Source organism: Desulforhopalus vacuolatus (assembly GCF_016918505.1).
GTDB classification, from domain to species: Bacteria; Desulfobacterota; Desulfobulbia; order Desulfobulbales; family Desulfocapsaceae; genus Desulforhopalus; species Desulforhopalus vacuolatus.
The window spans coordinates 38,798-64,681 of sequence record NZ_JAFFPZ010000005.1; the positions used below are offsets into that span (position 1 = coordinate 38,798).

The 25,884-nt window shown below is 47.7% G+C and carries 23 protein-coding genes; 10 read left to right on the forward strand and 13 right to left on the reverse strand.

All coding sequences use genetic code 11. From position 1 onward, the window contains the following. The first annotated feature begins 319 nt into the window (after window positions 1-319). The gene (locus JWG39_RS04715; protein WP_240191992.1) at window positions 320-754 is read left to right on the forward strand and encodes an FKBP-type peptidyl-prolyl cis-trans isomerase; all 435 of its coding nucleotides are present in this window, start codon (window positions 320-322) and stop codon (window positions 752-754) included. Window positions 755-1,129: 375 nt separating this feature from the next. Here JWG39_RS04715 and JWG39_RS04720 read toward each other — a convergent pair whose 3' ends face one another. From JWG39_RS04720 to JWG39_RS04740, 5 genes are all read right to left on the reverse strand, one after another. Continuing rightward, window positions 1,130-1,867: a hypothetical protein gene (locus tag JWG39_RS04720; RefSeq protein ID WP_205218226.1), complete on the reverse strand. Its 738-nt coding sequence runs from the start codon at window positions 1,865-1,867 to the stop codon at window positions 1,130-1,132. After that, complete coding sequence (locus JWG39_RS04725; protein ID WP_205218227.1) at window positions 1,842-3,497, reverse strand: TaqI-like C-terminal specificity domain-containing protein; 1,656 nt, start codon at window positions 3,495-3,497, stop codon at window positions 1,842-1,844. The genes JWG39_RS04720 and JWG39_RS04725 overlap by 26 nt, the downstream gene beginning before the upstream one ends. A gap of 243 nt (window positions 3,498-3,740) precedes the next feature. Next, the gene (locus JWG39_RS04730) at window positions 3,741-4,694 is read right to left on the reverse strand and encodes a proline iminopeptidase-family hydrolase (RefSeq protein ID WP_205218228.1); all 954 of its coding nucleotides are present in this window, start codon (window positions 4,692-4,694) and stop codon (window positions 3,741-3,743) included. A gap of 195 nt (window positions 4,695-4,889) precedes the next feature. Further along, window positions 4,890-5,099, reverse strand: coding sequence for a helix-turn-helix domain-containing protein (locus JWG39_RS17010; protein ID WP_369130569.1), 210 nt, complete (start codon window positions 5,097-5,099; stop codon window positions 4,890-4,892). Further along, window positions 5,014-5,199: a TIR domain-containing protein gene (locus JWG39_RS04740; RefSeq protein WP_205218360.1), complete on the reverse strand. Its 186-nt coding sequence runs from the start codon at window positions 5,197-5,199 to the stop codon at window positions 5,014-5,016. The genes JWG39_RS17010 and JWG39_RS04740 overlap by 86 nt, the downstream gene beginning before the upstream one ends. A 634-nt stretch (window positions 5,200-5,833) precedes the next feature. On the opposite strand from JWG39_RS04740, the gene JWG39_RS04745 reads away from it, so the two are divergent. The 4 genes from JWG39_RS04745 (at window position 5,834) to JWG39_RS04760 (ending at window position 8,983) form a co-directional block, all read left to right on the forward strand. Next, window positions 5,834-6,748, forward strand: a complete 915-nt coding sequence (locus JWG39_RS04745) for an HpcH/HpaI aldolase/citrate lyase family protein (RefSeq protein WP_205218230.1) — start codon at window positions 5,834-5,836, stop codon at window positions 6,746-6,748. A 446-nt stretch (window positions 6,749-7,194) separates the two neighbouring features. Then, complete coding sequence (locus tag JWG39_RS04750; protein WP_205218231.1) at window positions 7,195-7,545, forward strand: ArsR/SmtB family transcription factor; 351 nt, start codon at window positions 7,195-7,197, stop codon at window positions 7,543-7,545. A gap of 14 nt (window positions 7,546-7,559) precedes the next feature. Further along, the gene (locus JWG39_RS04755; protein ID WP_205218232.1) at window positions 7,560-8,663 is read left to right on the forward strand and encodes a permease; all 1,104 of its coding nucleotides are present in this window, start codon (window positions 7,560-7,562) and stop codon (window positions 8,661-8,663) included. An 89-nt stretch (window positions 8,664-8,752) separates the two neighbouring features. Beyond that, complete coding sequence (locus tag JWG39_RS04760) at window positions 8,753-8,983, forward strand: thioredoxin family protein (RefSeq protein WP_205218233.1); 231 nt, start codon at window positions 8,753-8,755, stop codon at window positions 8,981-8,983. 150 nt (window positions 8,984-9,133) lie between these two features. Here the strand turns inward: JWG39_RS04760 and JWG39_RS04765 are convergent, their stop codons facing one another. The 6 genes from JWG39_RS04765 to JWG39_RS04790 all read right to left on the reverse strand — a co-directional run bounded on the left by JWG39_RS04765 (window position 9,134) and on the right by JWG39_RS04790 (window position 18,788). Beyond that, on the reverse strand, window positions 9,134-10,309 hold the full coding sequence (locus JWG39_RS04765) for a DUF3322 domain-containing protein (RefSeq protein ID WP_205218234.1): 1,176 nt from the start codon (window positions 10,307-10,309) through the stop codon (window positions 9,134-9,136). Next, window positions 10,306-13,671 carry an ATP-binding protein gene (locus JWG39_RS04770; RefSeq protein WP_205218235.1) on the reverse strand — a complete coding sequence of 1,122 codons (3,366 nt, stop codon included), beginning with the start codon at window positions 13,669-13,671 and terminating at the stop codon, window positions 10,306-10,308. Before JWG39_RS04770 ends, JWG39_RS04765 begins: the two co-directional genes overlap by 4 nt. After that, window positions 13,664-14,296: a DUF4194 domain-containing protein gene (locus JWG39_RS04775; protein WP_205218236.1), complete on the reverse strand. Its 633-nt coding sequence runs from the start codon at window positions 14,294-14,296 to the stop codon at window positions 13,664-13,666. Before JWG39_RS04775 ends, JWG39_RS04770 begins: the two co-directional genes overlap by 8 nt. Continuing rightward, window positions 14,296-15,744 carry a DUF3375 domain-containing protein gene (locus JWG39_RS04780; protein ID WP_205218237.1) on the reverse strand — a complete coding sequence of 483 codons (1,449 nt, stop codon included), beginning with the start codon at window positions 15,742-15,744 and terminating at the stop codon, window positions 14,296-14,298. Before JWG39_RS04780 ends, JWG39_RS04775 begins: the two co-directional genes overlap by 1 nt. A gap of 6 nt (window positions 15,745-15,750) precedes the next feature. Beyond that, window positions 15,751-17,208, reverse strand: a complete 1,458-nt coding sequence (locus JWG39_RS04785) for a sensor domain-containing diguanylate cyclase (RefSeq protein ID WP_205218238.1) — start codon at window positions 17,206-17,208, stop codon at window positions 15,751-15,753. A 122-nt stretch (window positions 17,209-17,330) separates the two neighbouring features. After that, window positions 17,331-18,788 (reverse strand): sensor domain-containing diguanylate cyclase, encoded by a 1,458-nt coding sequence (locus JWG39_RS04790; RefSeq protein WP_205218239.1) that lies wholly within the window; start codon window positions 18,786-18,788, stop codon window positions 17,331-17,333. Between the two features lie 29 nt (window positions 18,789-18,817). Between JWG39_RS04790 and JWG39_RS16705 the strand changes: the two genes are divergently transcribed. From JWG39_RS16705 to JWG39_RS04805, 4 genes are read left to right on the forward strand one after another with little or no spacing between them, the layout of a single operon-like run. Beyond that, window positions 18,818-18,946, forward strand: coding sequence for a hypothetical protein (locus JWG39_RS16705; protein ID WP_275888957.1), 129 nt, complete (start codon window positions 18,818-18,820; stop codon window positions 18,944-18,946). 37 nt (window positions 18,947-18,983) lie between these two features. Continuing rightward, the gene (locus JWG39_RS04795) at window positions 18,984-19,166 is read left to right on the forward strand and encodes a hypothetical protein (protein WP_205218240.1); all 183 of its coding nucleotides are present in this window, start codon (window positions 18,984-18,986) and stop codon (window positions 19,164-19,166) included. A 55-nt stretch (window positions 19,167-19,221) separates the two neighbouring features. Further along, window positions 19,222-20,379 carry an aminotransferase class I/II-fold pyridoxal phosphate-dependent enzyme gene (locus JWG39_RS04800; protein WP_205218241.1) on the forward strand — a complete coding sequence of 386 codons (1,158 nt, stop codon included), beginning with the start codon at window positions 19,222-19,224 and terminating at the stop codon, window positions 20,377-20,379. Further along, a complete protein-coding gene (locus JWG39_RS04805; protein ID WP_338032178.1) occupies window positions 20,376-21,368 on the forward strand; it encodes a glycosyltransferase in 993 nt (330 codons plus the stop codon). The genes JWG39_RS04800 and JWG39_RS04805 overlap by 4 nt, the downstream gene beginning before the upstream one ends. Before the next feature lie 165 nt (window positions 21,369-21,533). Here the strand turns inward: JWG39_RS04805 and JWG39_RS17360 are convergent, their stop codons facing one another. Beyond that, a complete protein-coding gene (locus JWG39_RS17360; RefSeq protein WP_205218243.1) occupies window positions 21,534-22,118 on the reverse strand; it encodes a type IV pilin protein in 585 nt (194 codons plus the stop codon). 497 nt (window positions 22,119-22,615) lie between these two features. Between JWG39_RS17360 and JWG39_RS04815 the strand changes: the two genes are divergently transcribed. After that, window positions 22,616-23,467, forward strand: coding sequence for a tetratricopeptide repeat protein (locus tag JWG39_RS04815; RefSeq protein WP_205218244.1), 852 nt, complete (start codon window positions 22,616-22,618; stop codon window positions 23,465-23,467). A gap of 120 nt (window positions 23,468-23,587) precedes the next feature. Here JWG39_RS04815 and JWG39_RS04820 read toward each other — a convergent pair whose 3' ends face one another. Beyond that, complete coding sequence (locus JWG39_RS04820; RefSeq protein WP_205218245.1) at window positions 23,588-24,721, reverse strand: AAA family ATPase; 1,134 nt, start codon at window positions 24,719-24,721, stop codon at window positions 23,588-23,590. Window positions 24,722-25,884 lie beyond the last annotated feature (1,163 nt).

Here is a 25,884-nt window from a genome sequence, read left to right on the forward strand (position 1 = left end):
TTCGTTATAGTCAAAAAAATATCCTCGGCGGTACGCGCTGGACTCCGATATCAAAGTTATACCGGTGATGAACGGTAAGCCGGTATAAGTACCTTCACGAAATTCTTTTGCTTTTTCCTATCCCCCTGCCTCTAAATCCGCCAATACAAAATGTAAATGGTATTAGTGGTAAAACGAGGTAATATTGTACTGTGTGGAGCCTGTCTGGAAGGCTGCCCGAATATGCTCGCAACCGCACAGTGGTTCCGGGCATTTCTTTATGGGGATTCTGAAGAATTGATCTCTGCTCTTTAAGATCCCCTTCTTTCTGGAGGATGTGATGGCTGTGAAAAATGGTGACGGGGTCGAAATTCACTATACTGGCAGGCTGGCGGACGGCATGGTTTTTGATACCAGTCGCTGTCGCGACCCGCTGCAGTTTCGTGTTGGTACGAAACAGGTCATTCCCGGTATTGACGGGGCGGTGATCGGGATGGAAATCGGCGAAAAGAAGTCAGTGCATATCCCGACGGCAGAGGCCTACGGTCTCCACCGGCCGGAGAGGATCTTTCGCCTGCCGCGTGAGAAAATTCCCGAGGGGCTTGATCCGGAACCGGGAGAGCAGCTTGAGATGCCGGGTCCTCACGGTGGCGCAGTTCTTGTAACGGTGATGGCACTGGAGGCGGAAGAAATTGTTCTTGATCCCAACCCCCCGCTTGCCGGGCAGGATCTCTACTTTGATATTGAGCTGGTTGATGTGGAGGAGCCGGAGTAGAGAAGGGGGAAAGGAGACAGGAGACAGGAGAAGGGAGACAGGAGAAGGGAAAAAACAGGGCAACATAACTTGATGACGTCCGTTGGGGGATGAGATTTCTTCAAGGTGTTTTTGTGAAAGACGGAACGGCGGAAAGACTTTTTTTGCCAACGCAAAAAGGATCTAAAAATGCGAAACAGGGACATTTATATAAAAACGTAACTTCTTCAAAAAGCTATGGAAAAAGACAAAGAATTTCACCGCGAAGGATACGAAGAGTAGAGATATAACAACAGTAATCCCCTGTTTAATTTTTAATTTCAGGTAAACCCTGTACAATACGTAATATACTGATATTTGTATTCTTTTTTTTGTTCACGGGGTTTTGAGAAGTTGTTAAATGAGACTGCGCTGCTTTTTTCTTTTTACTGCATCTCGAATTGCTTTTTCGATATTGTCACCTTTCAACTCATAGTTACTTAAAAGATGCACATTGTCATGTTTCACATGAAGCTGGCCTTCATTGCCCTTATTCCCTCGATGCTGTCCTTTTGAGTACAGCGGGTTGTTTAGCACTTCAGCTGAATTCATTATCCATAACACTATTTCATCGCGGAACACAGCAACCCAAATGAATACATCACAGCATTGTGGCTTCAACTGCTGGAAGTTCATTAAAAATGGCTTTTTTGTATCCCGTGATAATGCTTTCATGTAAAGGGGTTCTTCACTATCGCTATCGACACCCCTCGACGCTTTTACTTCAATGGTAATTCCGTCGAGCCAGAGATCATATTCACCGGAGTAATTAGGGTCTAATTTTTTTGATGGCTTCTTTAATTTTGAACACTTACCCTGGACATAAGTTTGAGCAAACTTTTCACCAAACCCGCGAGGTGCAGAAATTTCAAATATCCAAAGATTTGGGTTTTCACTGATGTATTCAGTGCGTATTTCGATATACTGCTCATAGCTCATACCTCCTTTGTCAATCAGGTTACATATAAGTTGTTCGTATTCATTAAAAGGAAATATTGATTGGTCTTCTTCGTCCATCGTAAGAATATCTTCTAAATCACTCTTTGATCCAGTAAATGAGGAGATTATTCTATATCTTAATTCGGTAAGCTCCATTGCTTTTTTTCTCCATGTTAAGTTGTTCTATATAGCGAGCTTCATCAAAGCTTGATACGTCTTGCAGAAACTGACTGTGAACCGGAAGTGACTCCAGGTCGCCTCTTAATATTTTGTGTGTGTTGAATATGCTTGAAAATACCCAATTCATAAAATCACTGCTCAATAGTTCACCGAGCACTTTAGTTAAGACAGGGAAGGCTTTGTCAGGGATTAAAATATTTGCACTATTAATCACATATCTCTGCTTATCGTCATAAAAAAAACAAAGTCGAGAGGAAATAAACTTATATATCAATTTTTCTTTAGCTTCGTATATCTGACGTGGCGCCACTTGCTGATACAGGTTTAGATCTGATGGTATAAAACTACCAGGATCTTTTAATTTGTCTCGCAAAATATCAGCACCTTTGTAGACGGGAATGTAGCCACTTTCTGGACGATTTTTAATGAATTTCGTATTATTTCCGGTAACGATCCCTAATCCCCAAGACGCTTGTTTTTCAAGCGTTATGTATGGAATTGACATTAAGTGTTGCAACGCAAAAGCGTCCTCATCATCACAATACAAGTTCAAGATTGATTTTGGATTACAGGAAAATGAATCAAACGATCTTCTGTAACTAGTATCCATGACTGTGCATGAAATTCCTGCGGAATAATCAGGGACTTTGTTTCTAATAACAATTGCCTGCGCTTTCGTTACGAGACCTTTGAATACTTTTCCATAATCAATTAGCCTTTCAATAGAAAGCTGAAGAGCTTTGATCCGCGCATCCTCAAAAATAGCAATATTGAAAAAAGATTCAGGTAAAAGTAACCCAAGATCACCACCGTCTTTAAGACATTTTAAACAAGCAAAGAAAAAGAGCGAACATGTGTCTATACTGCTTCCTGCTCCAAGTCTTAATGCGATTCTCTCTCTTGTGGTCTTCGCAATCTTCTTTCCCCATGGTGGGTTTGTGTATATGTAATCAAACTTTGGTGAAGTGGGGTTGGCAGTTATGTCTAAGAAACCAGTCACCTTGATATTCTCACTTTTATATCCAGTAATATTATAAATTCGCGCTTTTGTTATTTCGACTGCAACAGGATCAATGTCATATCCATAAATGTTTTCTGGTTTGAAACCCAACTCTATTGCGCGAACAACAAAGTTGCCGGAACCGCAGCACGGATCACAGAACGAGGCATCTTGGGCATCATCCTTTGTCACTGCTAATAGATCGGAGACAACCTGGCCTGGTGTGTAGTAGATCCCTTCTTTATTGCGATAGGAGTCCGATAAACTTGCCTCATATTCTATCCCAATTTTATCTGACGAACTTATTGAAGAAGTAATCTTCTTAAGAAATATTGCTACAGTTTTATCATGGTCATGAGAGTCTTTTAAAGATTTGTTGGCCCGCAGGGTCAACTTTTCCTTTCCAGAAACTTTAGACTGAAACTGCTCTATCGATTCGAGAGTGACCCTTCCTTTTCCTACCTGTTCCAAATATTTCGTTTTTACCCAATTGCGAATCGTCGCAGTTGACACTCCTAAGCGATTGGCTGATTCCTCAATAGTGATTGTAGTAGACTCAATTTCGCCAAATAGATTGCGTTGTTTCAAATGTTTCACCTTTATCATCTGCGTTCTGTTCCGGGGGCGGTATTGCGTCTTTCTGTGCCAGTTAACGGGGCTTGCAATAAGCTCCTTGTACACTGTAAAAATTAAGGCTCATGTTGCGTTTCGGGGTCGTAGCCAAGGAATTTGCCAGACAACGCTATGAGTGTAAAGAATGTGGTTCAAAAAACTCTTTTATATATAGAGAACCGGGCTTGTCCAACAAACGGTTCAGATCCTGGTTCGCTCCGTTCTCACGATCTAACCTTATTCGTTCGACACGTTTTCCACTTCTTTTAAAAACGCCCGTTGCAGCCCGAGGAGTTCCAGCGGCTTGTCCACCGGGGTCATGTGGGCGCTTCCCTGTATGATATAATACTGGGCATTATTGGCAAATCCAGACTGCCATTTAGTATAGGCAGGTGTACACACATCGTCGCTTCCGCAGGTCATCAAAACAGGGATATTCAACGTGGACAGTTGCGAGGTTACGTTGACCGTCTTTAGATTTCCCAGCACATTTAACTCCGAATCGCTTGCAATCATCATGTCGTGAATTGCTGGATTTCGTGCGGCAATCAATTTCTTCATCGCCTCAGGCAGTGGCCAGGTATTTGTAACATGCCCCTTCATAAGCTCCAGGCAAGCTTCGTCATAGTCGTTCTTTGTCCCTACCCCCCTCAACTCATAATCATCAATCACCTGCCCGGCCTTTCCATTCAGACCGCTCAAACCCTGCTTAAGTATTGGGGCAATATGATTGATGTAATAGGGAAAACTCAGTATCGGACTATGAAGAGAAATAGACAATATACCGGCGGGGTTTTTGGCGGCAAATCCAACAGCTAGAGTCGTTCCCCATGAATGACCAATCAAATGATACTTCTTCAAGTTCAGACCATCCCGAATAGCTTTCACCTCATCAAAATATCGTTCAGCAGTCCACAATGATGAATTATCCGGGCGGTCTGATTTCCCACACCCCAGTTGGTCGTAGAAGATTACAGGGCGTTCATCAGCCAATGCCTGAAACGCTACAAGATTGTGATGATTACCTCCAGGACCACCGTGTAGAACCAACGCAGGTATTGCATTACTGGAGCCAATTCTGCCGTACCATAATTTATAGGTATGACCATCGTAAATGTAGTCGACAAAACCTTCGCTATCATAATCAGGCTCGGTTAAGAGCTTTTCTACGGATAATTGTTCTTCATTCATATTTTTCTCACCTTGAGATATGCAACTGGTTGTCATGACTGTAATCAACGTACCGATTACGATCAAATATAACAAACATCGATGACTGATTATTTCTATCATAAGTCCTCTTTCGAACGCAGCGGAATAGCGGTCAGGTATAGCTTTTTGTTGTGTGCCGGACACGGCACACGTTCTTAATGGTGAGGGCTGGATTCAAGTAATAAGTGCAACACGTTTACCAGTGAAGACTTCCAGCGGGATCATATCTATCTTCAAAAAGTTGCGATAAATTTCACGTGAAATTGTACTCTTAGAACGATTCAAGGTATAAACAATATCAATCAGAGATCTTCCTTTTTGAAGAAATGCACTGATCTGATAAATTCGCAAATTCAAATCCATCACGATGTGGTAAAAAAACATCAAAGTCGTTTGCTTCTAACCCATCTGCAATTTCCTGCATTTCTTCTCGTTCTTTGTTGTTAAAAAGAGGACCTGCACAATATATTTTTATATCATTCATTGGTATTCCTGTACGTCGTTATATTTTCGTGATATTACTGTTTGGTTTCATAGCAGACTTACAGAAAATAACAGTGGGTTAAGTGGAAAAAGTTCATGATATTACCTTATATATGGCCTTTCTTTCCACTACATTTTGTATTAATGGCGAAAAATAAAAAATCATGTTCAGTTATTACTTTTATCTTCCCTTTTTTTCACACAATCTGATATTATCACAGCTATGATGAAAAACAAGCCAAAATTCACTCCAAATCCTCAGCTTAAAATGATGGATCAAGTGCGTGAACCCCTGAGATACTCTCATTACGCACGCTCAACAGAAAAAACGTATTGCCAGTGAATTTTACGATCTATCTATTTTTATTGAAAAAAACGCCACCCCAAAGATATGGGGGAACGAGAGATTGAGAGATTTTTGTCCCATTTGGATTCTGCTCAAAATGTTGCTGTATCTACCCCTGTGATAAATAATATGAGATCAAAAGACATACTTATCGTTACAGGCAAGAATGTTGAAACTCCTCGGTCTGGGACCAGAAATGTATTCCGGCATGGAGAGTAATTCCGGAGAGTTTTTCAGTTTACGCGAATGGAGTGATGACTATTATAAATCTTTTTTCAAGGAGTTTTCCATGAAACCACGTCGATCTAATTTATCCGTACCCGGTCATGTAACCAAAATGCACCCCAAAGCGGCAGAGTGTGCTGCCGATGTTGTTATGCTTGATCTGGAAGACAGTGTACCTGTGGATCAGAAAGAGCAGGCACGGGCCCAGGTAATCGAAACACTGCATAAATTTGACTGGTCCAAAAAAACGGTCACGGTTCGCATCAATTCGCTGGATACCCCATTTGGCTATCGTGATCTTCTTGAAGTTGCCGAAGGTGCCGGGGAAATCATCGATAACATTGTTATTCCAAAGGTGAACACGGAGAAGGATATTCATTTTGCCGACTGCATGCTGAGCGGCATTGAAATGAGTAAAGGATTCAGTAGAACTCTCGGGATAGAGGCGTCTATCGAAACAGCTGAAGGCCTTCTCAATGCCGCGAAAATCGCTGCGGCGAGTCCGCGTATCCTCGGCCTGGTTTTTGGGATTGCTGATTATTCAGCCTCCGTTGGTGCCCGCCTGGTTTCTATCTCAGGGCATGGTGAAAAGGAAGAAGATCTCTACCCCGGTCATCGCTGGCACTATCCGCTTTCCCGGATGGTGATGTCAGCCAAAGCCTGTGGTGCCCTGGCAATTGATGCCCCTTACGGTAATTTTAAAGATGAAGAGGGTTTGAGAAAGGCTGCGGTTATGACCTGTGCCCTTGGCTGTGATGGAAAATGGGCAATTCACCCGGCTCAAATCGATGTGATTAACGAGGTCTTTACTCCGGCAGCAGCAGAGATTGCTCTGGCCCAAAAAGTCCTGGCTGCCAATGAAGAGGCAGCGTCTTCCGGCAAAGGAGCTATTGCTGTTGAAGGCCGGATGGTTGATCAGGCAACGGTGCGTATGGCAGAACAGCTCTGCTCCAGGGCAAAACATCTTGGTTTACTGTAACCTTTTGGGTCCCTTGAATAATCTTGTCTTGTGTTCATCTTCGAGGCACAGGAGAAAATTTACCGGAGCTATATGTTTGATATCTCGACGTCTCGTTCCTCGCTTTGTCGGAGGATAAATTTTTGACTGTAACGAAGGATATGGGCAAAAGACTGGTTATTCAAGGTACCCTGTAACGAAGAAGGTGGGCGATTACGACTGGATAAACAGGATGTAAAATTGATCTTATTGTAGAAACGCCCGTTGTGCTGGAGACGCCCCAATTGGTCGTCTCTACAAAGACCTTTTGCTTTTTTTTCCTGCCTCCCGTCTCCTGCCTCCTGCCTCCTTTCTCCCCTTTTTTCACCTTCCCGAAAATACCCTGATCTGAAAAAATTATTGACAAAAGAAAAGAGACAATTAGATTTATCGTTAAATCGCGATATACGAATATAGAAGAGGACGCTATGAAAGCATTTATTCAAGTAATGAAAGCATTGTCCGACCCAAACAGGGTGCGGGTAGTAAAACTCCTGCAGCAAAAGGAACTCTGTGTCTGCGAGATTAAAGAGGTTTTGGGGCTGGCCCAGTCTACAGTCTCCAAGCACTTGAAAATCCTTGAGGATGCCGGGCTGGTGGAAAGAAAACGGCAGGGAACCTGGATGATTTACAGTCTGGCAGATGGCAGCGAGTCAGCGTATGCGGAAGCAATGCTGCTCAAATTAAGCGACTGGCTGGATGACGACAGGGAGCTGGCCATAATGCGTAAGGCTCTGCCTGCTGCGGCTCTGTTACGCACGTGTGCAGTAAAAAATTAAAGGAAATATTCATCATGAAAACAATTCAACCCGCAGACGATGATTGTGGTTGTGACTGCAAAAAAACAACTCTGGAGCAATCACCAAAAAAGAAAAATTATGCCCTGGTCAGGGCCGGTATTGCAGGTCTGGCTGGCTTTGTACTCTGGTACATAATATACAAACAGCTGGAACCTTTTTCCTCTTTCTTCGCTTATTCGCTGCTCGGTCTTGAAAAGGGAAGTCATCTCGGTGGAGCAATCCAGTTTTTTGTTTATGACACCCCAAAAGTGATGATGCTCCTGACGCTTATTGTCTTTGTGATTGGCATTATCCGCTCTTTCTTTACCCAGGAGCGAACCCGTAAATATCTGGCAGGTAAACGAGAGTCCACTGGCAACGTCATGGCCGCGCTGCTTGGTATTGTCACCCCCTTTTGTTCCTGCTCTGCAGTGCCGCTTTTTATCGGTTTTGTTCAGGCTGGAGTTCCTTTGGGCGTCACCTTCTCTTTTCTGATTGCATCTCCGATGGTCAATGAAATTGCTCTGATTCTGCTCTACGGTTTGCTTGGCTGGAAAGTTGCTGCAATTTATCTTGTTTCGGGCCTGGTGATTGCCATTGTTTCAGGCTGGGTCATTGGCCGTTTCAAACTTGAGCATTGGATTGAAGGATGGGTTCAGGAGCTGCGGGCAGGTGAAGCGGTTGTCGTCGAAGAAACGCTTACCTGGCACGATCGCATTGATCGCGGGTGGGAAGCTGTGCGGGATATCGTTGGCAAGGTGTGGATCTATGTGGTTGCAGGTATTGGTGTGGGTGCAGCTATTCACGGTTATGTGCCCGAAACTTTTATGGCCACCATCATGGGTAAAGATGCCTGGTGGTCAGTGCCTGCCGCTGTTGTGGTTGGTATCCCCATGTACTCCAATGCCGCAGGTATCGTCCCGGTAGTAGAAGCGCTTCTTGGCAAGGGGGCCGCACTTGGTACCGTGCTTGCCTTTATGATGAGCGTTATTGCCTTATCGCTGCCAGAAATGGTCATTCTCCGCAAAGTGCTCACCCTGAAACTGATAGCTGTTTTTATCGGGGTGGTTGGCAGCGGCATATTATTTACGGGATTTTTATTTAATCTGATTTTTTGACCGCAGGGTATCTTGTAATCAGTACGCAGCAAACGGGACTCATCTGTATGAGATGAGTCTAAATTCAACACAACAACATGAGGAACAATATGGAAATTAAAGTATGTGGACCAGGGTGTGCTTCCTGCGAGAAAACCGAAAAAATTGTCAAGGCGGCTGTCGCTGCAAAAGGAATTGAAGCGACAATTCTTAAGATCACTGATTTTCAGGAAATTGCTCAGATGGGTATCTTCTCAACTCCAGCCGTGGTGATTGATGGCAAGGTGAAATCGGTGGGTAATATTCCTAAACAGTCTGATGTCGAAAAGTGGATAAGCTGATTTTTTTCTCATAAATTTTTGAGAAGTTATGCCATTTATATTTTGTATTGGCGGATTCAAAGGCAGGGGGGGGAAAGGGAGAAAGGAGACGGGAGAAAGGAAAAAGCAAAAAAGATGTCTACGCAGTCGTGTCCATTCGTGGTTACAATGTCAGATCTTTTGCAGTGCTTCGAGCAGGGAATCGAAGCCGATTCTTTCTTGTTCCAGACGGACCTGCCTGGCCCAGAGGTTTTGGTGCAGTGCCGTATACAGAGCATTTTCTGAGGAGGTCAGTCGCGGGAGATCTGCGGTTTCCTGGCCAGGTTCAAAACCCCAGAGGGTACGATGGGTGTGCAGCGTTTCCTGATCCATTAAGAAGGATGTTGCTCTGGGAAAGAATTTTCGCAGCTGGTTGAGAATGGCGAAGCCGTGGGTATCGATGTCTCCCCAATAATGGATTTCCCGTTCCTGCAGCCAGTGAGCCGTGGCCATGTTGTCAAATCCATAGCCGGCACCGAAAATAACCATGGCGTCAGGAACTCGTGGAAAGGCCAGAAAGTTGATCTCGTTTTCGGTAATGAATACCCTGGTAACAGGCACGTTCAATTCGGCAAAGGTCGCCTGGGTTACTGTTATATCCTGGTCGGTTTTCGTCGAAAGCAGGGCCGATTTTGGATCAAGGATACGGAACCTGATCTGCAGGGGTTTCTCCTGAAAGCCGTAGCGACTGCAGAATCCTCCCATGCCTCTGGCTGTGAGATCAAGAGCCTCCGGCGGCAGTGTCAGATCAAACAAGGCCCCCAGCACTCCCCGGTGTTTTTCAATGAATTTGCTGTGTATCCCCGGGATATCGATCTGTCGCAGATAGATTCCCGGTCGGGGATGACTCTGCAGCCAGGTTACAATCTTCAGTAGACACGACCAGTCGTCGGCCAGTTTCAGAGCTGTCAGTGGATGTTTTGCGAGCCATGGAAGCAGTTCTGGATGACTCTTCCGGGTCAGGGCGATCAACCCGGCAAAGGTCCTGGCTTCCCGGCGTTTGCCGAGCACGGCAAGGGCATCTTGCAGCGAGTCTATCCATACCTGAGCAGGGATTTCATTCGTTCCCAGGATGCGGTGGTTGATGCTGCGCCATGTAATCCGGTAGTTGCTGTCTATGTTTTTCAGGTGCGTGATCCAGTCACGCACCTCGTTGAAACGATCACTCAGTTCTTTGGAATTGGGTCCTTTCAGGGGTAATCGGCGGGGGAAGATCGTTTCACCACCTGCCAGTTCGGCCAGGAGGCATCCCCTGTCCCAGAGTTTCTGCACCTGAACCCGCAGATCGGCCGGGGTTGTCCACTTCACACCTGTACCTTCTCTTTTTCGGCGCGGTATTCTTCGATGCTCAAATTGCGCAGCACTGAGTTGCGTCCCTCTTCATTGTGAACAAAACCGACTCCTGAGACAAAGGGTTCGATGATGTGAATTTTCTGCAGAGGGGTGACGATGAGCAGTTGCAGATTGAGTTGAGCAAAGAGTTGCAGTCCGTATTGGGCCGATTCATCGGAACCGCGGCCAAAGGCTTCGTCGATCACCACGAAACGGAAGGAACGCGACCGTACTTCTCCCCATTCCAGCCCAAATTGATAGGCCAGGCTGGCTGCAAGCACCGTATAGGCGAGCTTTTCTTTCTGCCCTCCGGATTTCCCCCCTGAATCAGCATAATGTTCATGTTCGCTGTTGTCCTCCCGCCAGCGTTCGCTGGCAGCAAAAACAAACCAGTTGCGCACATCGGTGACTTTGGCCGTCCAGCGTCGATCCAGATCCGAGTATTCTGTCCGGCCGCGGAACCGGTCAATGATCTGCCGTACCTGCAGAAATTTGGCTTCAGAATACTGGGTATCCTCTGATCCGGTCAATGTACCCTCGGTGCAGGCGCGCAGCTCAGCCTGAAATGCACGGATCTCGGCATCGGTGTTCATTTGTGCTTCAAGGCTGATGTACCGACCGGGATTGTAATCTATCTGCGTGAGGGATTCATTGATATGGGTAATGCGTTCCTTGATGGTTTCCCGTTCGCGGGCCAGCTGCGATTGGAAATTGGCCACCTCGCGGATAGTATTTTCGTTGAGCAATTCCTTGAAGCGTTTTTCAAAGCGGGGCAGATCGTCGGCCTGCAGCTGTTCAAGCATGGCCCGGTACTCAAATCCGGCTTCAATACTCTGGTCCACCTCCCGGGTTTCCATCGGCCATTTTTGCTTGTACTCGGTCATCGCCTTGATGATTTTGTCTCTCAAGCGGTTGAGCTTTCTGTCTTCGCCGTCGATTTGTATCTGCAGCCATTCGCGCATGACTCTCTCACGATTGTCACAGGATTCGATCGTCAGTGCATGGTCGCCGGTGGCTTCGACACGTATGGCTTCAAGGAGTTTGAATTGTTGTGAAAGATCCGTTCCCTCTTCAGGCAGCAGTGTTTTGCTCTCACGTTGCAGGTGCTCGGCAGTTTGTATCTTCAGTTCTGTCTGGGAACGTTTGTGTTTAGAGCCATCAAGGCGATCTTCGGTTTTCTTCAGGTTTTTTTCCAGCTCTTCAAGTTGGTCGGTCAAAGTTTTCAGGATATTTGAGGCTGTTTCAAGAGCCTTTCTTTCTGCTTCCAGGGTGGCGATGTCCACGGCCAGCGGTTGCCAGTCGAGATCGCGGAAATCTGTATATTCGTCGATCTGTGAGAGGGTGGTGAGCTGCTTTTTGAGCGCTGTCTGTTCCTGCTGCAAAGCACTGATACGAGAACCCAATCCGGCCAGGTACGTCTCCTGCACCTGTGCTTTCTCTTCCAGGGCTGCTATTTTTGCTGTATTGCTCCACCCCAGCACATAGCGGCTGCGATCGTCCAGGCGGTGGCGGTCGTCTTTTTCATGACGTCCCCCCGGCATCTTGATCTGTCCAGCCTGGGTGATGGCTTTCTTTTCCTGCAGAAATGTTTTCTGGCTGGTGCAGCAGACCAGATCGAAACGACGTCCGACTTCGTATTCCATCCATGCAAAATATTTAGAATCGGTTTTAATGGCCAGTTTACGTGCCAGTGAATGAGGATGACTTGAAGACAGGTTCTGCTGTACCTGTTGGCGTATATGAAAATAGACCAGTCGTCCTTTCAAATGGGTACGATCTACCCATGCAGCGACCTGGGCGTAGTGCTGGTCCGGCACCAGCAGGGAAAGACTGAAGTTGTGCAGCAGTCGTTCAATGGCCCCTTCCCAGTCCCGTTCGTTTTCATGCACCTGGAGCAGTTCGCCTGCAAAGGGCATTTCATCTTCTGGCAATGTGAGTGCTTTGCACAGGGAACGACGCATGGCGACCTGCTTTTCGCTGATATTGCTTCGCCGGGCTTTCAACCCTTTGATTTCAGAGATGAGCTGTTCATGTTCATGCTTCCCCTGAGTAAAAAGAACCCCGGCTTCGTTGAGATCGTTCTGTACCCGGACTTCATTTTCCTCAGCCACTTCACGCAGATGCTGACGTTCAGCGCGTCGACAGAGAAAATCTTCCAGCGTTGTTGCGGGAGCTTCTCCCAGGTCGTGCGCCAATGTTTCATAGCGCACGGCTTTCTTTTTACGTCCCTCAAGGTCTTGCTGTTTCTGCCGGATTTCTGCGCCGATGCTCTGGATCCGGTCGCCGCCGTTTTTGGCGATGGAACGTCGCAGTTCGCGTTCACTTTCCTGCTGCGCACCGCGTTGTTCTTCCAGACGTTTGATGGTGGCATGATGACGGGTGTATTCGTCATGCAGGGAGAGAAGACGTTTCTCAAGCAGTGCAAGTTTGAGGGTGGCAAACCAGGGGCGCAGGGTGTCGCGATTGCTCCGCAGGTTTTCCGTTATCTGTTTCAGCTCCTGGTGACGAGTGCAGTCGCTCACCAGGGGAGTCAGCATCTCTACCTGCTGCTTGGCCTTGCGGACGGCTTTGTGAGCCCGGTTGAGATTTTCAAAATGCTCAAGAAGGGCGGCGATGAGTGGAGCGACATCAAAGGGCTTGAGCATGTGGGTGCGCACAAAATCGGTGAGATTGCCCACTGATTTGAGGGATACGGTCTGATGGAACAGGTCCAGTGCCTGCTCGTTGTCGATTCCGAATCGTCGACGAAACCAGGCTCCGTAGGGAGGAAAGGAGTCAAACAGCTCAACGTCGGCTTTGCGCAGCCGTTTGCGCAGACCTGAAATCTCTGTGCCAAAACCGGAAAAATCAGCGGCGATGGAAAGGTCACGTTCACACACGGCGTGCAGACGGGCGGGTTGACTCTCATTGTTCTTCATCCAGAAGACTTGAGCCAGGGTCACTGTTTTTTTGTATCCGGCGTTGTGAAAGACACCGAGGATTACGGAATAGCTGCTGGATGTGCGCAGGGCAACGGGTTTGGCGCTGCCGAGGTTCTCCTGCCGTTCGGATTTGAAATAGCCCAGCACGTATGAGCGCAGCGAGCGTTCCTTGCTGCTGGCTCCAGCCGCCTTATTGTAGGCAATGCGCCGGCTCGGTACCAGTAAAGTGGTTACGGCATCGACCAGTGTTGATTTTCCCGAACCAATATCTCCTGTGAGGAGCTCATTTTTCCCTCCCAGGTGCAAGGTCCAGATCTGTCCGTCAAAGGTCCCCCAGTTGAAAACTTCAAGGCGTTGCAGACGGAAGCCGGCCAGGCTGTCATCACAACTGAAATCGAGATCAAGCTGATCAGCCATTTGTTTTCTCCTGTGTTGGCTCAAGATGCTGCCGGTATTCGGTCAGCCGCAGATCAAAATCGGCCAGCCACTGAGCGTCGATAAATGCCTTGATGATTCGTCGAACCTCAATCATCTGTTTCTGGCCCCGCAAACGTCGGATAAAACCGAGATCAGCAATCTTGTTCAGATTGGCATCAACCTGGTCGATCAATTTGACCTCGTTACTCCCGACCGGAAGAAAAATCCGGATCATCTCCACCACCTCATCCCGGGAAAGAATCATCCGTGTTTCCGTGCCACTGGCGTCGAATTCGGCAAGCTTCTTGCGCAGCAGTGCCAGGAGAAGGCTGACCGGATAGGAGAGCTGCCTCCGTGTCACCAGCCGTGGAACAGCAGTGGCGATCTCTTCATCGGGTTCGACTTTGGAACGCAAAAAAGCGTATCCTTCGGCCTCGTCAAGAATGAGCTCCAGGCCCAGCACGAGCACATAGTCCCGAATACCTGCCTGCAGATTGAGCAGGGAATTCCACAGTGCCGGATTTTCTTCCCGGTAGATAACGCCCTTCAAAAGGGGCACCACAACGGGTGAAAGTTCCTGCACGGGATAGATCGGCCGGGTTTCATCGCTATTTGAATGATCCATTATCCGTTCCTCATTAAGATAATACGAAGCAGGGTCGCCTGCCTGATTGTACCTGTGTCGGTCTGCCAGCTGATCTTTTCCTGCTCTTTTTCATCCACTGTCGTTTGTGGCCATTCTCCGGCCAGTTGCATATAGGCAAGCAGTTCAGCCAGGCCATTGCGCAGGGGATGACGTGAGATTACTTCACCAAGGGTGATCTGACTGCGGTCCTGAAGTTCCTGGCTGATGTTGCGTGCAAGTTCGGCTTTGTCGACGACCACCTGCGCGTAGAGAGCTGCCGTATCGATTTCGGCGTTCCCTTCATCCAGGGCGATATCGGTGATCAATGCCTTGATTGATGGGCGGTAGAGAGGTCTTTCCAGGGGAAGTTCAATGCTGACGGAGGTTGCAGCCAGGGGCATGAACCCCCCGGCAGGAAAGTCTTCGCGCAGTGCCAGTGCATGGGTTTCGACACCGCGCAGAATGTCCATGATGCGCCGGTTTTCCAGCCATGCCTGGTCATCGAGAAACCTGCGCAGTTGTTCAGAGAGCCGGGCCACCATCCGCTGAGTATGTTCTCCCGCTTCCAGCCAGTCGTAGTGAACGCGGCGCAGGCGCGGTTCAGGCCGCATTTCCACGATCGACGGCAGGTCCAGCACCAGGTCCAGCAGCAGGGTCAACTCTTCCTGACGGGATTGTGACATGAGAAAATCCCAAAAGGCGCGAAAGCTTTTTCCCTGATCTGAATCGGCGATGGCATCTCGTTCGCCCATTATTTCCTGGAGCAAAGCCCCTTTGGTTCCTTCCCAGAGGGCGATCCGTTCGCGTACCCGGCGATCCAGCGTCCTGAAGTTCTGTTCCACTTCACGAAAATCCGTCAGCAGTTCACGGGCCAGTTGCAGAAATTGCTGGAAACGATCCTTGAGCGCCGTATCATCCAGAACCGGGATGTCTCCGCCAAGGATTTGTTCAATTTCAGAGTCAATTTCGTCACGGCGTTTCTGCAGTTCGGCAACCCGTATCCGAGGGTCGCTCTGGCTTCCCTCCTTCATCTGACGCAGAAGTTCAAACAGGGTAAGAAGACGAGACTCCGTTCCTACAAAGGCTCGTTCAGTCAAACTTTCCAGCCAGGCCAGTGCTTTTTCTGTAGATGGGGTCAGGTCAAAATGGGGTTCATCCGTCCCGGCGGGATAAAATTTACGCAGCCATCCTTTGTCATTTTCCGCCCAGTCGTTGAGGTACTTTTGCGGGGATCCGGGAAGTGTTTCCGGCCCCAGTTGTTCACGCAAGGCAAAAAGTTCATCTTCCAGTGCCTCGGCCAGATCTGCCTGAGACACGCTCCGTACATTGGGGGCAATAAAAATCCGATGCAGAAAACTGGCCACCAGGGGCGCACGCTGTGCGCAGAGCAATCGCCATGCGGGGTGGTTCTGGCGGAGCAGATCGAGGGTTGTGTAATCGAGTGCCATGTTGCGTTATTCCTCCACAGCCATTTCTGTCCGGTCGCGTCCCTGCTGTTTGGCTCTGTACATGGCCTTGTCTGCCCGGACGATTAAGGATTCTTTTGTTTCCATATCCCGGTAGCCTGCCACGCCAAGGCTGATGGTCACAGTGATTGTCCGGTCTTCAAACCGGAAGGGGGTTAACTTGATTTTTTCGCGGATCATTTCCGCTGTAACGCTGGCCTGGGCAGGTGGGCATTTCTTGAGCAGCAGCACAAATTCTTCTCCACCCCAGCGGAAAATAACATCGGACTGGCGCAGGGTCTGTCGTATGGTCTGGACAAGGGCTTTTAACACCTCATCCCCTGCCGAATGTCCATAGGTGTCGTTGATTTCTTTGAAATGGTCCAGATCAAGGAAAATAACTGAAAAAACAGGGCCGCCTTTTCGTTTCCAGTCTTTTACGGTCTCAGCAAAAATGCTTTTAAAGAGTGTGCGATTACAGGCACCGGTCAGGGAATCTGTGACGGCCAGCTTCTCGATCTTCTTCTGGTAGGTGGTCAGGACAATATAAATGAGCATCAGTACAACAAGGGTAATGAATGCGCAGGCAAGGAGATTGATGGCCAGAGCCCGGTGGATTTCCTGAATGGCCGCATTTTCCGATTGTTCCACAAACAGATACCTCTTGATTTCCGGTATGAAGCGGGTGTTCAGGTGGATGGTTTCATTCCCCCGGGTATAGGTGAGGGAGGTCTCTGGGGATGTCAGGATTTGTGAGGCGAAGGGTTGTATGCCGGGCATGGAAAAAATAGAATCCCGGGGGCCGGGAAGATCGGAACTGTCCAGGGTGACCGCGCCCTGTCTGTCTGTAAAATAAATCGTTCGGTTGTAGCGCTGTTTATAGGTCTCAATCAATTTCTGGACGGTGTTGGCCTGGATGCCTACTCCGGTGGCTCCGATATACTTCCCCTGGTAATCGAACATTTTGTGATTGATGAAGATGGTCATGGCATTATTGTGGGCCCGGTCGATATCTATGTTTATCTCATACTTTGTATCTGCGCCGAGATTCTTCAGCCTGAAATACCAGAGATCCTGGGCCTCATGCGCATTGATCGTCCTGAGTATGCCCGTTGAGTGGTAATAGGTCTTTGTTTTGTCAGATACGAAGAAGCTGGTTACAGTGCCGTATTTTTTCTGGATTTCTTTGAGATATCTGGTGATGGCATCCGTGTCTTTTTCGTCATGCAGAACCCAGTCGCGCAGGAAGGTGTCGTTGGCCATGAGGGATGTGATGAAAATGGGCAGCAGCAAATCCCGCTGGATTTCAGAATAGATGGTGTCGCTGGTAAGAGGAAGTTCGTTCTGTCTGATTTCCACCCGCAGGGACGTCCGCGAGGTATAATAGCCCATAAGGTTGGTGAGCAGGAATCCAGCAATCAGAATGATGCTGAAGACCAGCATGACCTTTTTTTTGTCCGGGATCATCAAATGGTCTCCTGAAAAGGGGAAAAAAAAGCAATAACCTGGCGCACAGAGAATAACTATTTTGACCTGATAATGGAACTCCTTATTGAGAATGGAGTTGCAGATGCTGCCCCATGTCTTCGTTATTCCTCCACAGCCATTTCTGTCCGGTCGCGTCCCTGCTGTTTGGCTCTATACATGGCCTGGTCCGCCCGGGAGATCAGGGATTCCTTTGTTTCCATATTCCGGTACCCTGCCACGCCAAGACTGATGGTTACAGTGATTGTCCGGTCTTCAAACCGGAAGGGGGTTAACTTGATTTTTTCGCGAATCATTTCCGCTGTAACACTGGCCTGGTCAGGCGGGCATTCCTTGAGCAGCAGCAGGAATTCTTCTCCGCCCCACCGGAAAATGACATCGGACCGGCGTATGATCTGCTGCATGGTCTGGACAAGGGCTTTTAACACCTCATCCCCTGCCGGATGTCCATAGGTATCGTTGATTTCTTTGAAATGATCCAGATCGAGGAGAATAACGGAAAAAAGGGGACCGCCTTTTCGTTTCCAGTCTTTCAAGGTCTCAGTAAAAATGATTTGAAAGGGCGTGCGGTTCCAGGCACCGGTCAGGGAATCCGTGATGGCCAGCTTCTCGACCTTCTTCTGGTAGGCGGTCAGGACAGTATAGGTGAGTACCAGCACAATGAGGGTAATGAATGCGCAGGCAAGGAGATTGACGGCCAGAGCCCGGTTGATTGTCTGGATGGCCACATCTTCCGGTTGTTCTACAAGAAGATACCACTTGAATTCCGGTATGAAGCGGGTGTTCAGGTGGACGGTTTTATTTTCTCGGAAGTAGGTAACGGATGTTTCAGGAGATGCGAGAATGTGTGATGCAAAGGGTTGTATGCCGGGCATGGAAAAAAGGGATTCCCGGGGGCCGGGAAGATCGGAACTGTCCAGGGTAATTGCGCCCTGCCTGTCTACAAAATAAATCGTCCGGTTGTAGCGCTGTTTATAGGTATCAATCAATTCCTGGACGGCATGGGCCTGGAGGCCCACTCCGGTGGCTCCGATGTACTTCCCCTGGTAATCGAACATTTTGTGATTGATGAAGATGGTCATGGCATCATTGTGGGCCATGTCGATATCTATGTTTATTTCATACTTTGTCTCTGCGTCGAGATTCTTCAGCCTGAAATACCAGACGTCCCGGGTTGCCTGTTCGTTGACCGTCTTGAGTATGCCCTCTGACTGGTAATATATTTTTGTTTTGTCAGATACGAAAAAGCTGGTGAACGTGCCATATTTTTTCTGGATTTCCTTGAGATATCTGGTGATGGGCTCCGCTTTTTTTTCGCCATGCAGAACCCAGTCGCGCAGGAAGGTATCGTTGGCCATGAGGGATGCGATGAAAATGGGCCGCAGCAGATCCCGCTGGATTTCAGAATAGATGGTGTCGCTGGTAAGAGGAAGTTCGTTCTGTCTGATTTCCACCCGCAGGGCTGCCCGCGAGGTATAATAGCTCACAAAACTGGTGAGCAGGAATCCGGTAATAAGAATAATGCTGAAGACCAGCATGACCTTTTTTTTGTTCGGGATCATCAAATGGTTTCCTGAAAAGGGAAAAAACAATGGCCTGCCACAGAGAGAAAAACTCCCGGACACCTTGTTTTGACCTGGTAATGGAACTCCTTGTTGAGAATGGAGTTGCTGGAGTTGCAGATGGGGTTTTATTGCTGATGAACACGCCGTGCAAATAACATACGACGATGATTTCCGCAATGTTGTGTAGAGACAATGTATGCCCTGACGGCAATCGTAACGGGAATGGCAGGCGTTCCCGAATACGAAACAATGATAATCAGCTCAACTCCGAAATCTATACACCGCGTCAAGATAAGGCAAAAAACTCTCTGCTGCAGCTTCGTCGGAGACCTCTCCATCATCGCCATTTTCATGTTTGAGGAGTATCAGATTTAAGACTATACTGACGCAGATTCTTATCCCTTTCCCTTTTTCCGGTGGCACACATATCATGCGAACTCCATTTCTCCCTTTTTCCAGGCCCACCATCTCTGAAGATGAGATAGCCGCCGTGGCCGATGTGCTGCGCTCCGGCTGGATTACTACCGGTAAAAAATCCGTAGAATTTGAAGAAAAGTTTGCCGCCCGCTGCAGGGCCGAGGCGGCCGTAGCGCTTTCTTCTGCCACCGGAGGCATGCACCTGCTGTTGAAAGCGCTGGGCATTGGACCTGGTGATGAGGTAATCACTCCGTCGATGACCTGGGTTTCAACCATCAACCTCATCAAACTGGCCGGAGCCACACCTGTTTTCGCTGATGTGGACCGCGACAGCCTGATGGTCACTGCGGAGACGGTGGAATCAAAGATTTCCGCCTGCACCCGTCTTATTATTCCGGTTCACTTTGCCGGTGCCGCCCTTGATCTCGATGCGCTGAATCTCCTTGCCCAAAAATATGGGATCGCCCTCGTTGAGGACGCCGCCCACGCCATCGGCACCGAGTATCGAGGTGAACCCGTGGGTACCTGTGGTACCTCCGTCTTCTCTTTTCATCCCATCAAAAATATCACCACCGGTGAGGGCGGTATGATCTGCAGCGATAATGTCGAACTGATCGCGCACATCCGCCGTCTGAAGTTTCATGGCCTCGGGGTGGATGCCTGGGATCGCAGTCAGCAGGGACGTTCCCCTCAGGCGGAGGTGCTGGAGCCGGGATACAAGTATAATCTCACCGACATCTGTGCCACTCTCGGCCTCGGGCAGCTTGCGAGGCTGGATGAATTTAATGCCGCCCGCACGTGCCTTGCCGAACGCTATCACGAACTGCTGGCCGGTATTGACGAACTTTCGCCCCTGCGCCGCCCAGAGGAGTTCGGCTATGCCATGCGCCATGCCTGGCATCTCTTCATCGTTCGCCTTGATACCGACCGGGCAGGCATGAGCCGTGACGACTTCATGGCTCGACTGAAAGAAAAAAATATTGGCACCGGACTGCATTTCCGTGCCGCCCATACCCAGCGTTATTACCGGGAGAGCATGCCCGGGGTTGCCGGGACATTGCCAAATACCGAATGGAACTCCGATCGCATTCTCTCTCTGCCGCTCTTTCCGGATATGACAGAGGACGATCAGGACGATGTCCTTACCGCCATCAAAGAGGTGCTGAAGTGAGGCTCTCCGTTATTATTCCAGTTTTTAATGAGGAGGAGAACCTGCCGGAGCTGCTCCGGCGGACCCTTGCTGCCTGCCGGGGAATTGCTTGCCCTTTCGAGCTGATCCTTGTGGATGACGGCAGCCGTGATCGCTCCCCGCAATTGCTGGAGAGTGCGGCGGCAGCCGAGGCGGAGGTTGTGGCGGTACTGCTCAACCGCAACTACGGCCAGCACGCCGCAGTCATTGCCGGTATGGCACAAAGTGTGGGCGGGATCGTTATAACTCTCGACGCTGACCTGCAGAACCCGCCGGAAGAGATTCCCCGTCTGTTCGCGGAGATGGCTGGCGGGGTGGATGTGGTCGGCACCGTGCGCCAGCACCGGCAGGACAGTCTCTTCCGCCGCCTTGCCTCCGCCTTCGTCAACCGCATGGTGCAGAAGAGCACCGGGGTGATGATGCATGATTACGGCTGTATGCTGCGTGCCTACCGCAGGCCCATCGTTGATGCGATCCTGCAGTGCCGCGAGCGTTCCACCTTTATTCCCATCCTCGCCAACAGCTTTGCCGCCACCACCCGTGAAATTGAGGTAGCCCACCACAGTCGTGAGCACGGCGACTCCAAATACAGTGTCCTCAAGCTGGTTGCCCTGCAGTTTGATCTGCTCACCTCAATGTCCACCTTTCCCCTGCGGATGCTTTCTTTGCTCGGTATGGTCATCTCCGTGCTTGGTATCGGCTTTGGTACCCTGCTTGGTATTCTCCGTCTCTGCTACGGGCCGGAGTGGGCGGAGGGCGGTATCTTTACTCTCTTTGCCGTACTCTTTGTCTTTATCGGCTTTCAGTTCATGGGCATGGGACTGCTCGGGGAGTATCTCGGCAGGGTGTATCATGATGTGCGTGGACGGCCGAGGTATTTTGTGGAAAAGACGCTGGGGGGAAAGGGAGAAAGGAAAAGGGAGAAAGGAGACGGGAGACGGGAGACGGGAAAAAGCAAAAGATTTCCGTAGAGACGATCAAAAATCGGCACAACAGTGATTCCAGCAATGGTGTTGTAGAGACAAGGCATGCCTTGTCTACACTGTGACGATAAACATAACGATAACGGTGGAATGATTTGTAACGCATGGAATAAACTGGTAGCAATTCTCTGTTTAATTCTAATCCATTTTCCGTTAAATTTTCCAGAATGTCTTTGATTGTATACCATCTGAGTCAACAAAATAAATATAAATGACGTCTGTGTCTTTTGCACCATACCAGATAACTATAGAACCTTTTAGATCGTCTAAACCTGATTCTTGTGTACCGGGTGTGTATTTAACGTCAATATCGTCAGTAATATATAGAGCTTGTTGTTCAAACAACTCTCCTATATTAATTACAGAAGGCCAGTTAACAACCCCACTTTTTTTGCTTATTGTGTTGATCATACTTATATTGTTGGAGTTGTCATCAAGACCGGCACCATTTTCTTCTTCCCAGATATCTTCAATTTCTGTTGATAGAACTTCTTCTGTTGAATCGCTGTTTTCATAGGTATATATTTGATAGTCACTCAAGTTATTGAGGGCTATGTAGCCAACAATCCATGTGCCTATGTTCGCAACTCCAGCTTCCAGTGCTTTTGTCCTGGCTATTTTGATGTAGTTTAGATAGACAGGTACGGCAATAGTCGCCAGTATACCAATTATAGTTACGACGATCATTAGTTCAACGAGAGTGAATCCATTATTGTTAAGGTGTTTTTTAGAAGACATAAATTGTTATTTTTGATTTTGTTTACAGGTGGTTGTGATCGAAAAAATGGTCAGAACTCTTTATTAAATTTTCGGGGTCGTCCATGTGTCTTATTTGAGATACGGATACCCGGTCTCTGAGATATTTCCGCAAAATCAGTCACTGCCAGTCAACGGCCCTCTCTGGAGTGGCTCTCTGATCCACTTGATCGCCGCTTCAGAAATTGCGTCGCAAACATACTCTATAAAGCTGTCCAATTGTTCCCTTTTTTCCCAAAAAAGGCAAGGATGATGTATCGAAATCCACACTTTTCTCATAGCGTCTTTTCGCCTTGCCACTTGCAGGGATACTCGAATGGGAGTATGTGCTCTCCCTGCCGAGGCGTTTGGACAGAGTTTTTCATCTTGGCGTAATGGGGCTGAGAGATGTATAAACAGAAAGGGGAAATAAACGGCCTTCGCTTAAACTACAGTTTTGCAATGATCTCGGGGAACTACGGAGATGCGGAGCGTGTGACATGGAAATTGAAGAGCGGAAGGCCGAGTCCCCCCTGAATGTTCGAGGAGAGGAGCTGGCACTTACAGGCCAATGCCAGGGAAGGACAGCTATATTGAAAAAAATAAGGTTTGCCAAAAAAGAGGACTTTAGTATGAGTAGAATCTGTTCAACCACTTGTTACGTACTTCTAGCTATTCTTGTTCTGACTGCAGTGCCTGACATGGCAAATGCAGGGTTATTTGAAGAGGCCGTAGCAGCTTGTGATAAAGACGAATATTCAACTGCTTATAATATTTTTAATAAATTGGCTGAACAAGGAAATTCTGAAGCTCAAAATTGCCTGGGGATTATGTACTTTAATGGACAAGGTGTTACTCAAAACTATAGAGAAGCCTTCAAATGGTATAAAAAAGCAGCTGAACAAGGAGTTCCAGACGCTCAATACAATATAGGACTTATGTATCTTAAAGGGCAAGGCGTTACTCAGAACTATGTACAGGCCTTTAAATGGTGTAAAAAAGTGGCTGAACAAGGATATTCTGACGCTCAATACGATATAGGAGTGATGTACAGTAAAGGGCAAGGTACTACTCAGAACTATACGCAGGCCCTCAAATGGTATAAAAAAGCGGCTGAAAAAGGATATTCTGACGCTCAAAATAATCTGGGACTTATGTATGAATTTGGGAAAGGTGTTTTACAAAACTATATTCAGGCATATATATGGTATAACGTGTGTGCTGAAAGCGGATATCCTGTTGCAATAAAAAATCGAGATAGAGTTACATCTAAAATGACTTCGGAGCAGATTGCACAGGCTCAAAAAATGACAAGGGAGTGGATAGCACGATATTATTCAGCAGTAAAATAAATTTCATCAGGTCTTTTTGAAACCATTGGTCGATTTGCGCAGGAAAAGCTTGTGGGAGAACACGGACAAGGCCCGGCCTTCTTTCCTTCCACGATGGCGACGACCTCAATATACTCACTCTCACTCATAAACCGGACCTCCCGCAATCACGTTCTTGGTCCAGAGTTCGCCGATGGAGTAGTTTTCCAGCCATACCGAAAAATCCTTTTCCTTCAGTCGCTGGAATGTTGACGCGCCATCTTTACGATACACAATAATAATGTCCTCAAGAGTAAATTGGTCGATAAGCGCGGGCGATTGCGTTGCCACAATGACCTGAGTTCCTGTTGCCGCAGAATGAATCAATTCAGCGAGAATCACTATTGCTGCCGGATGCAGACCCAGTTCCGGTTCATCGATGATGATTGTGGAAGGAGGATTCGGTTGCAACAGGGCTGTGGCGAGGCAGATAAAACGAATGGTAGCGTCCGAAAGATGATAGGGCTGCATTGGAAAGTCCGATCCTTTCTGACTCCAGCTTAGCCGGACTTTTTCCGCCTCACCACGTTTCTGTACATCCAGCCGGAAGTCATCAAAGAACGGTGTTACCAAACGGATTGCATCAACAATTTTTTGATAACATCCAGAAAAGGATTCATCCTCTTTGAGATGCAATAGAAATGGCGCGATATTCGCTGCATCGCCTCTCAGCTTATGGTAATCTTCCACGATTTCCGAACGACGCATGGGCGAGGACGAACTGGTATCATGAAAGTGGTACACCATCCAATTTGAGATGGATTCATAAACGAAATGTCCGACACCATTCCCTTGCCCATCCCACGATTTCTCATTCCGTTCATCATATAAACGGCTTTCCTCGGATGGGCTTCCATAAGAGCGCCAATTTGTAGTTACGTATTTACGTTCTTCGCTAATCAGAAATTTTTCATCTACCGTTGGAGTAAGTTCAAAACCGTACGAATTTGAGCCAGCTGTATTATCACTGTGCGAGGCAAACTCAAACTTCATAGTTATTTTTGGAGTTACTTTTGGCCCATTGAAAAGAAAATTGTCTGCACCGCCGCGCTCAAGTATATATTTGGTAAAGTTTTTCTGCGTCATCGCCATCAACATACGGAATATCTGCACAAAATTACTTTTCCCCGCCCCGTTTGCACCGATAATGACATTGAGGTCTCCCAACCTGAACTCATTGAGGTCCTGAATGGATTTAAATCCCTTTACGGTCAATACATCCAAAGCACCTTTCATGATATTTTCTCCAATGGAAAATTGTCAGTTGATAATTGATAATTTTTTTTCATTATTCATTTTTAATTTTCCTGTTTACATTGTTGACGGCTGGTTTTAATAATGCTGGTCAGGAGTTTACACAGCTCAACAATTTCTGGATGAATGGATTGCTGAATTCAAGTAATAAGTGCAACACGTTTTTTCAAATGATCTGATTTTGATCAACCTTTAGTACCCGCCGACAGCAGCATTCGCTTAAATCAACCTCTCTGGCTCGAATTTCGCCTTCTACGCGTAACCCCTCTTCCTGCAGCAGATGATGGCTCCCGATAAAGTAAAACGGCTTCCTGCCCTCGATAATTAACCCACATTTGCCATTTTATTGAGGGTCGCCTGTTTTGTTGTCTTTCTGCCGGGGTTGATTCGGATCTTCATCTATCAGATCAAGAGGAATTTCCTGGGCAGGGGAGGGTGCTGAAGAAGAGGCCATTATGGGTACCAGGGTTTAAAGAAGGCTAAACAGATTTGGAGCAATTATTTATACTTTTAAAGGGGTATGTATTTAAGGGTAAAGGGATAAAACAGGTTAAAACAGCTTAGAAATCATTTTTTACGTATAACCCCTTGTTTTATGGGTGTTATTTTTTTTAACCTGCAACCTGTACCTACCGCAACCTGCAACCTGTACCTACCGCTTTTTTGCTGATCTGCAACCTGTACCTACCGCCTAAAGGTACTGACCTGCAACCCGTACCTACCGCCTAAAGGTGCTTTTTTGCTGACCTGCAACCTGTACCTACCGCCTAAAAGTACTGACCTGCAACCTGTACCTACCGCCTGAAGGTGCTGACCTGCAACCTGTACCTACCGCCTAAAGGTGCTGACCTGCAACCTGTACCTACCGCCTAAAGGTGCTGACCTGCAGCCTGTACCTACCGCCTAAAAGTACTGACCTGCAGCCTGTACCTACCGCTTAAAGGTGTTGACCTGTAGATTCTGTATTATAAAGATTCACTTGTAATGTAGTATTATATAGTATGTTGTAGTAATACAAACAGGGCTTAGGATGAATTTTATGATGCTATCTGCATATACCAAGAACCTTGGCATTGGTTATAGAACAGCTTGGAATCATTTTAAAGCTGGCAAGATTAAAGGTGTTTACCAACTGGAATCTGGGA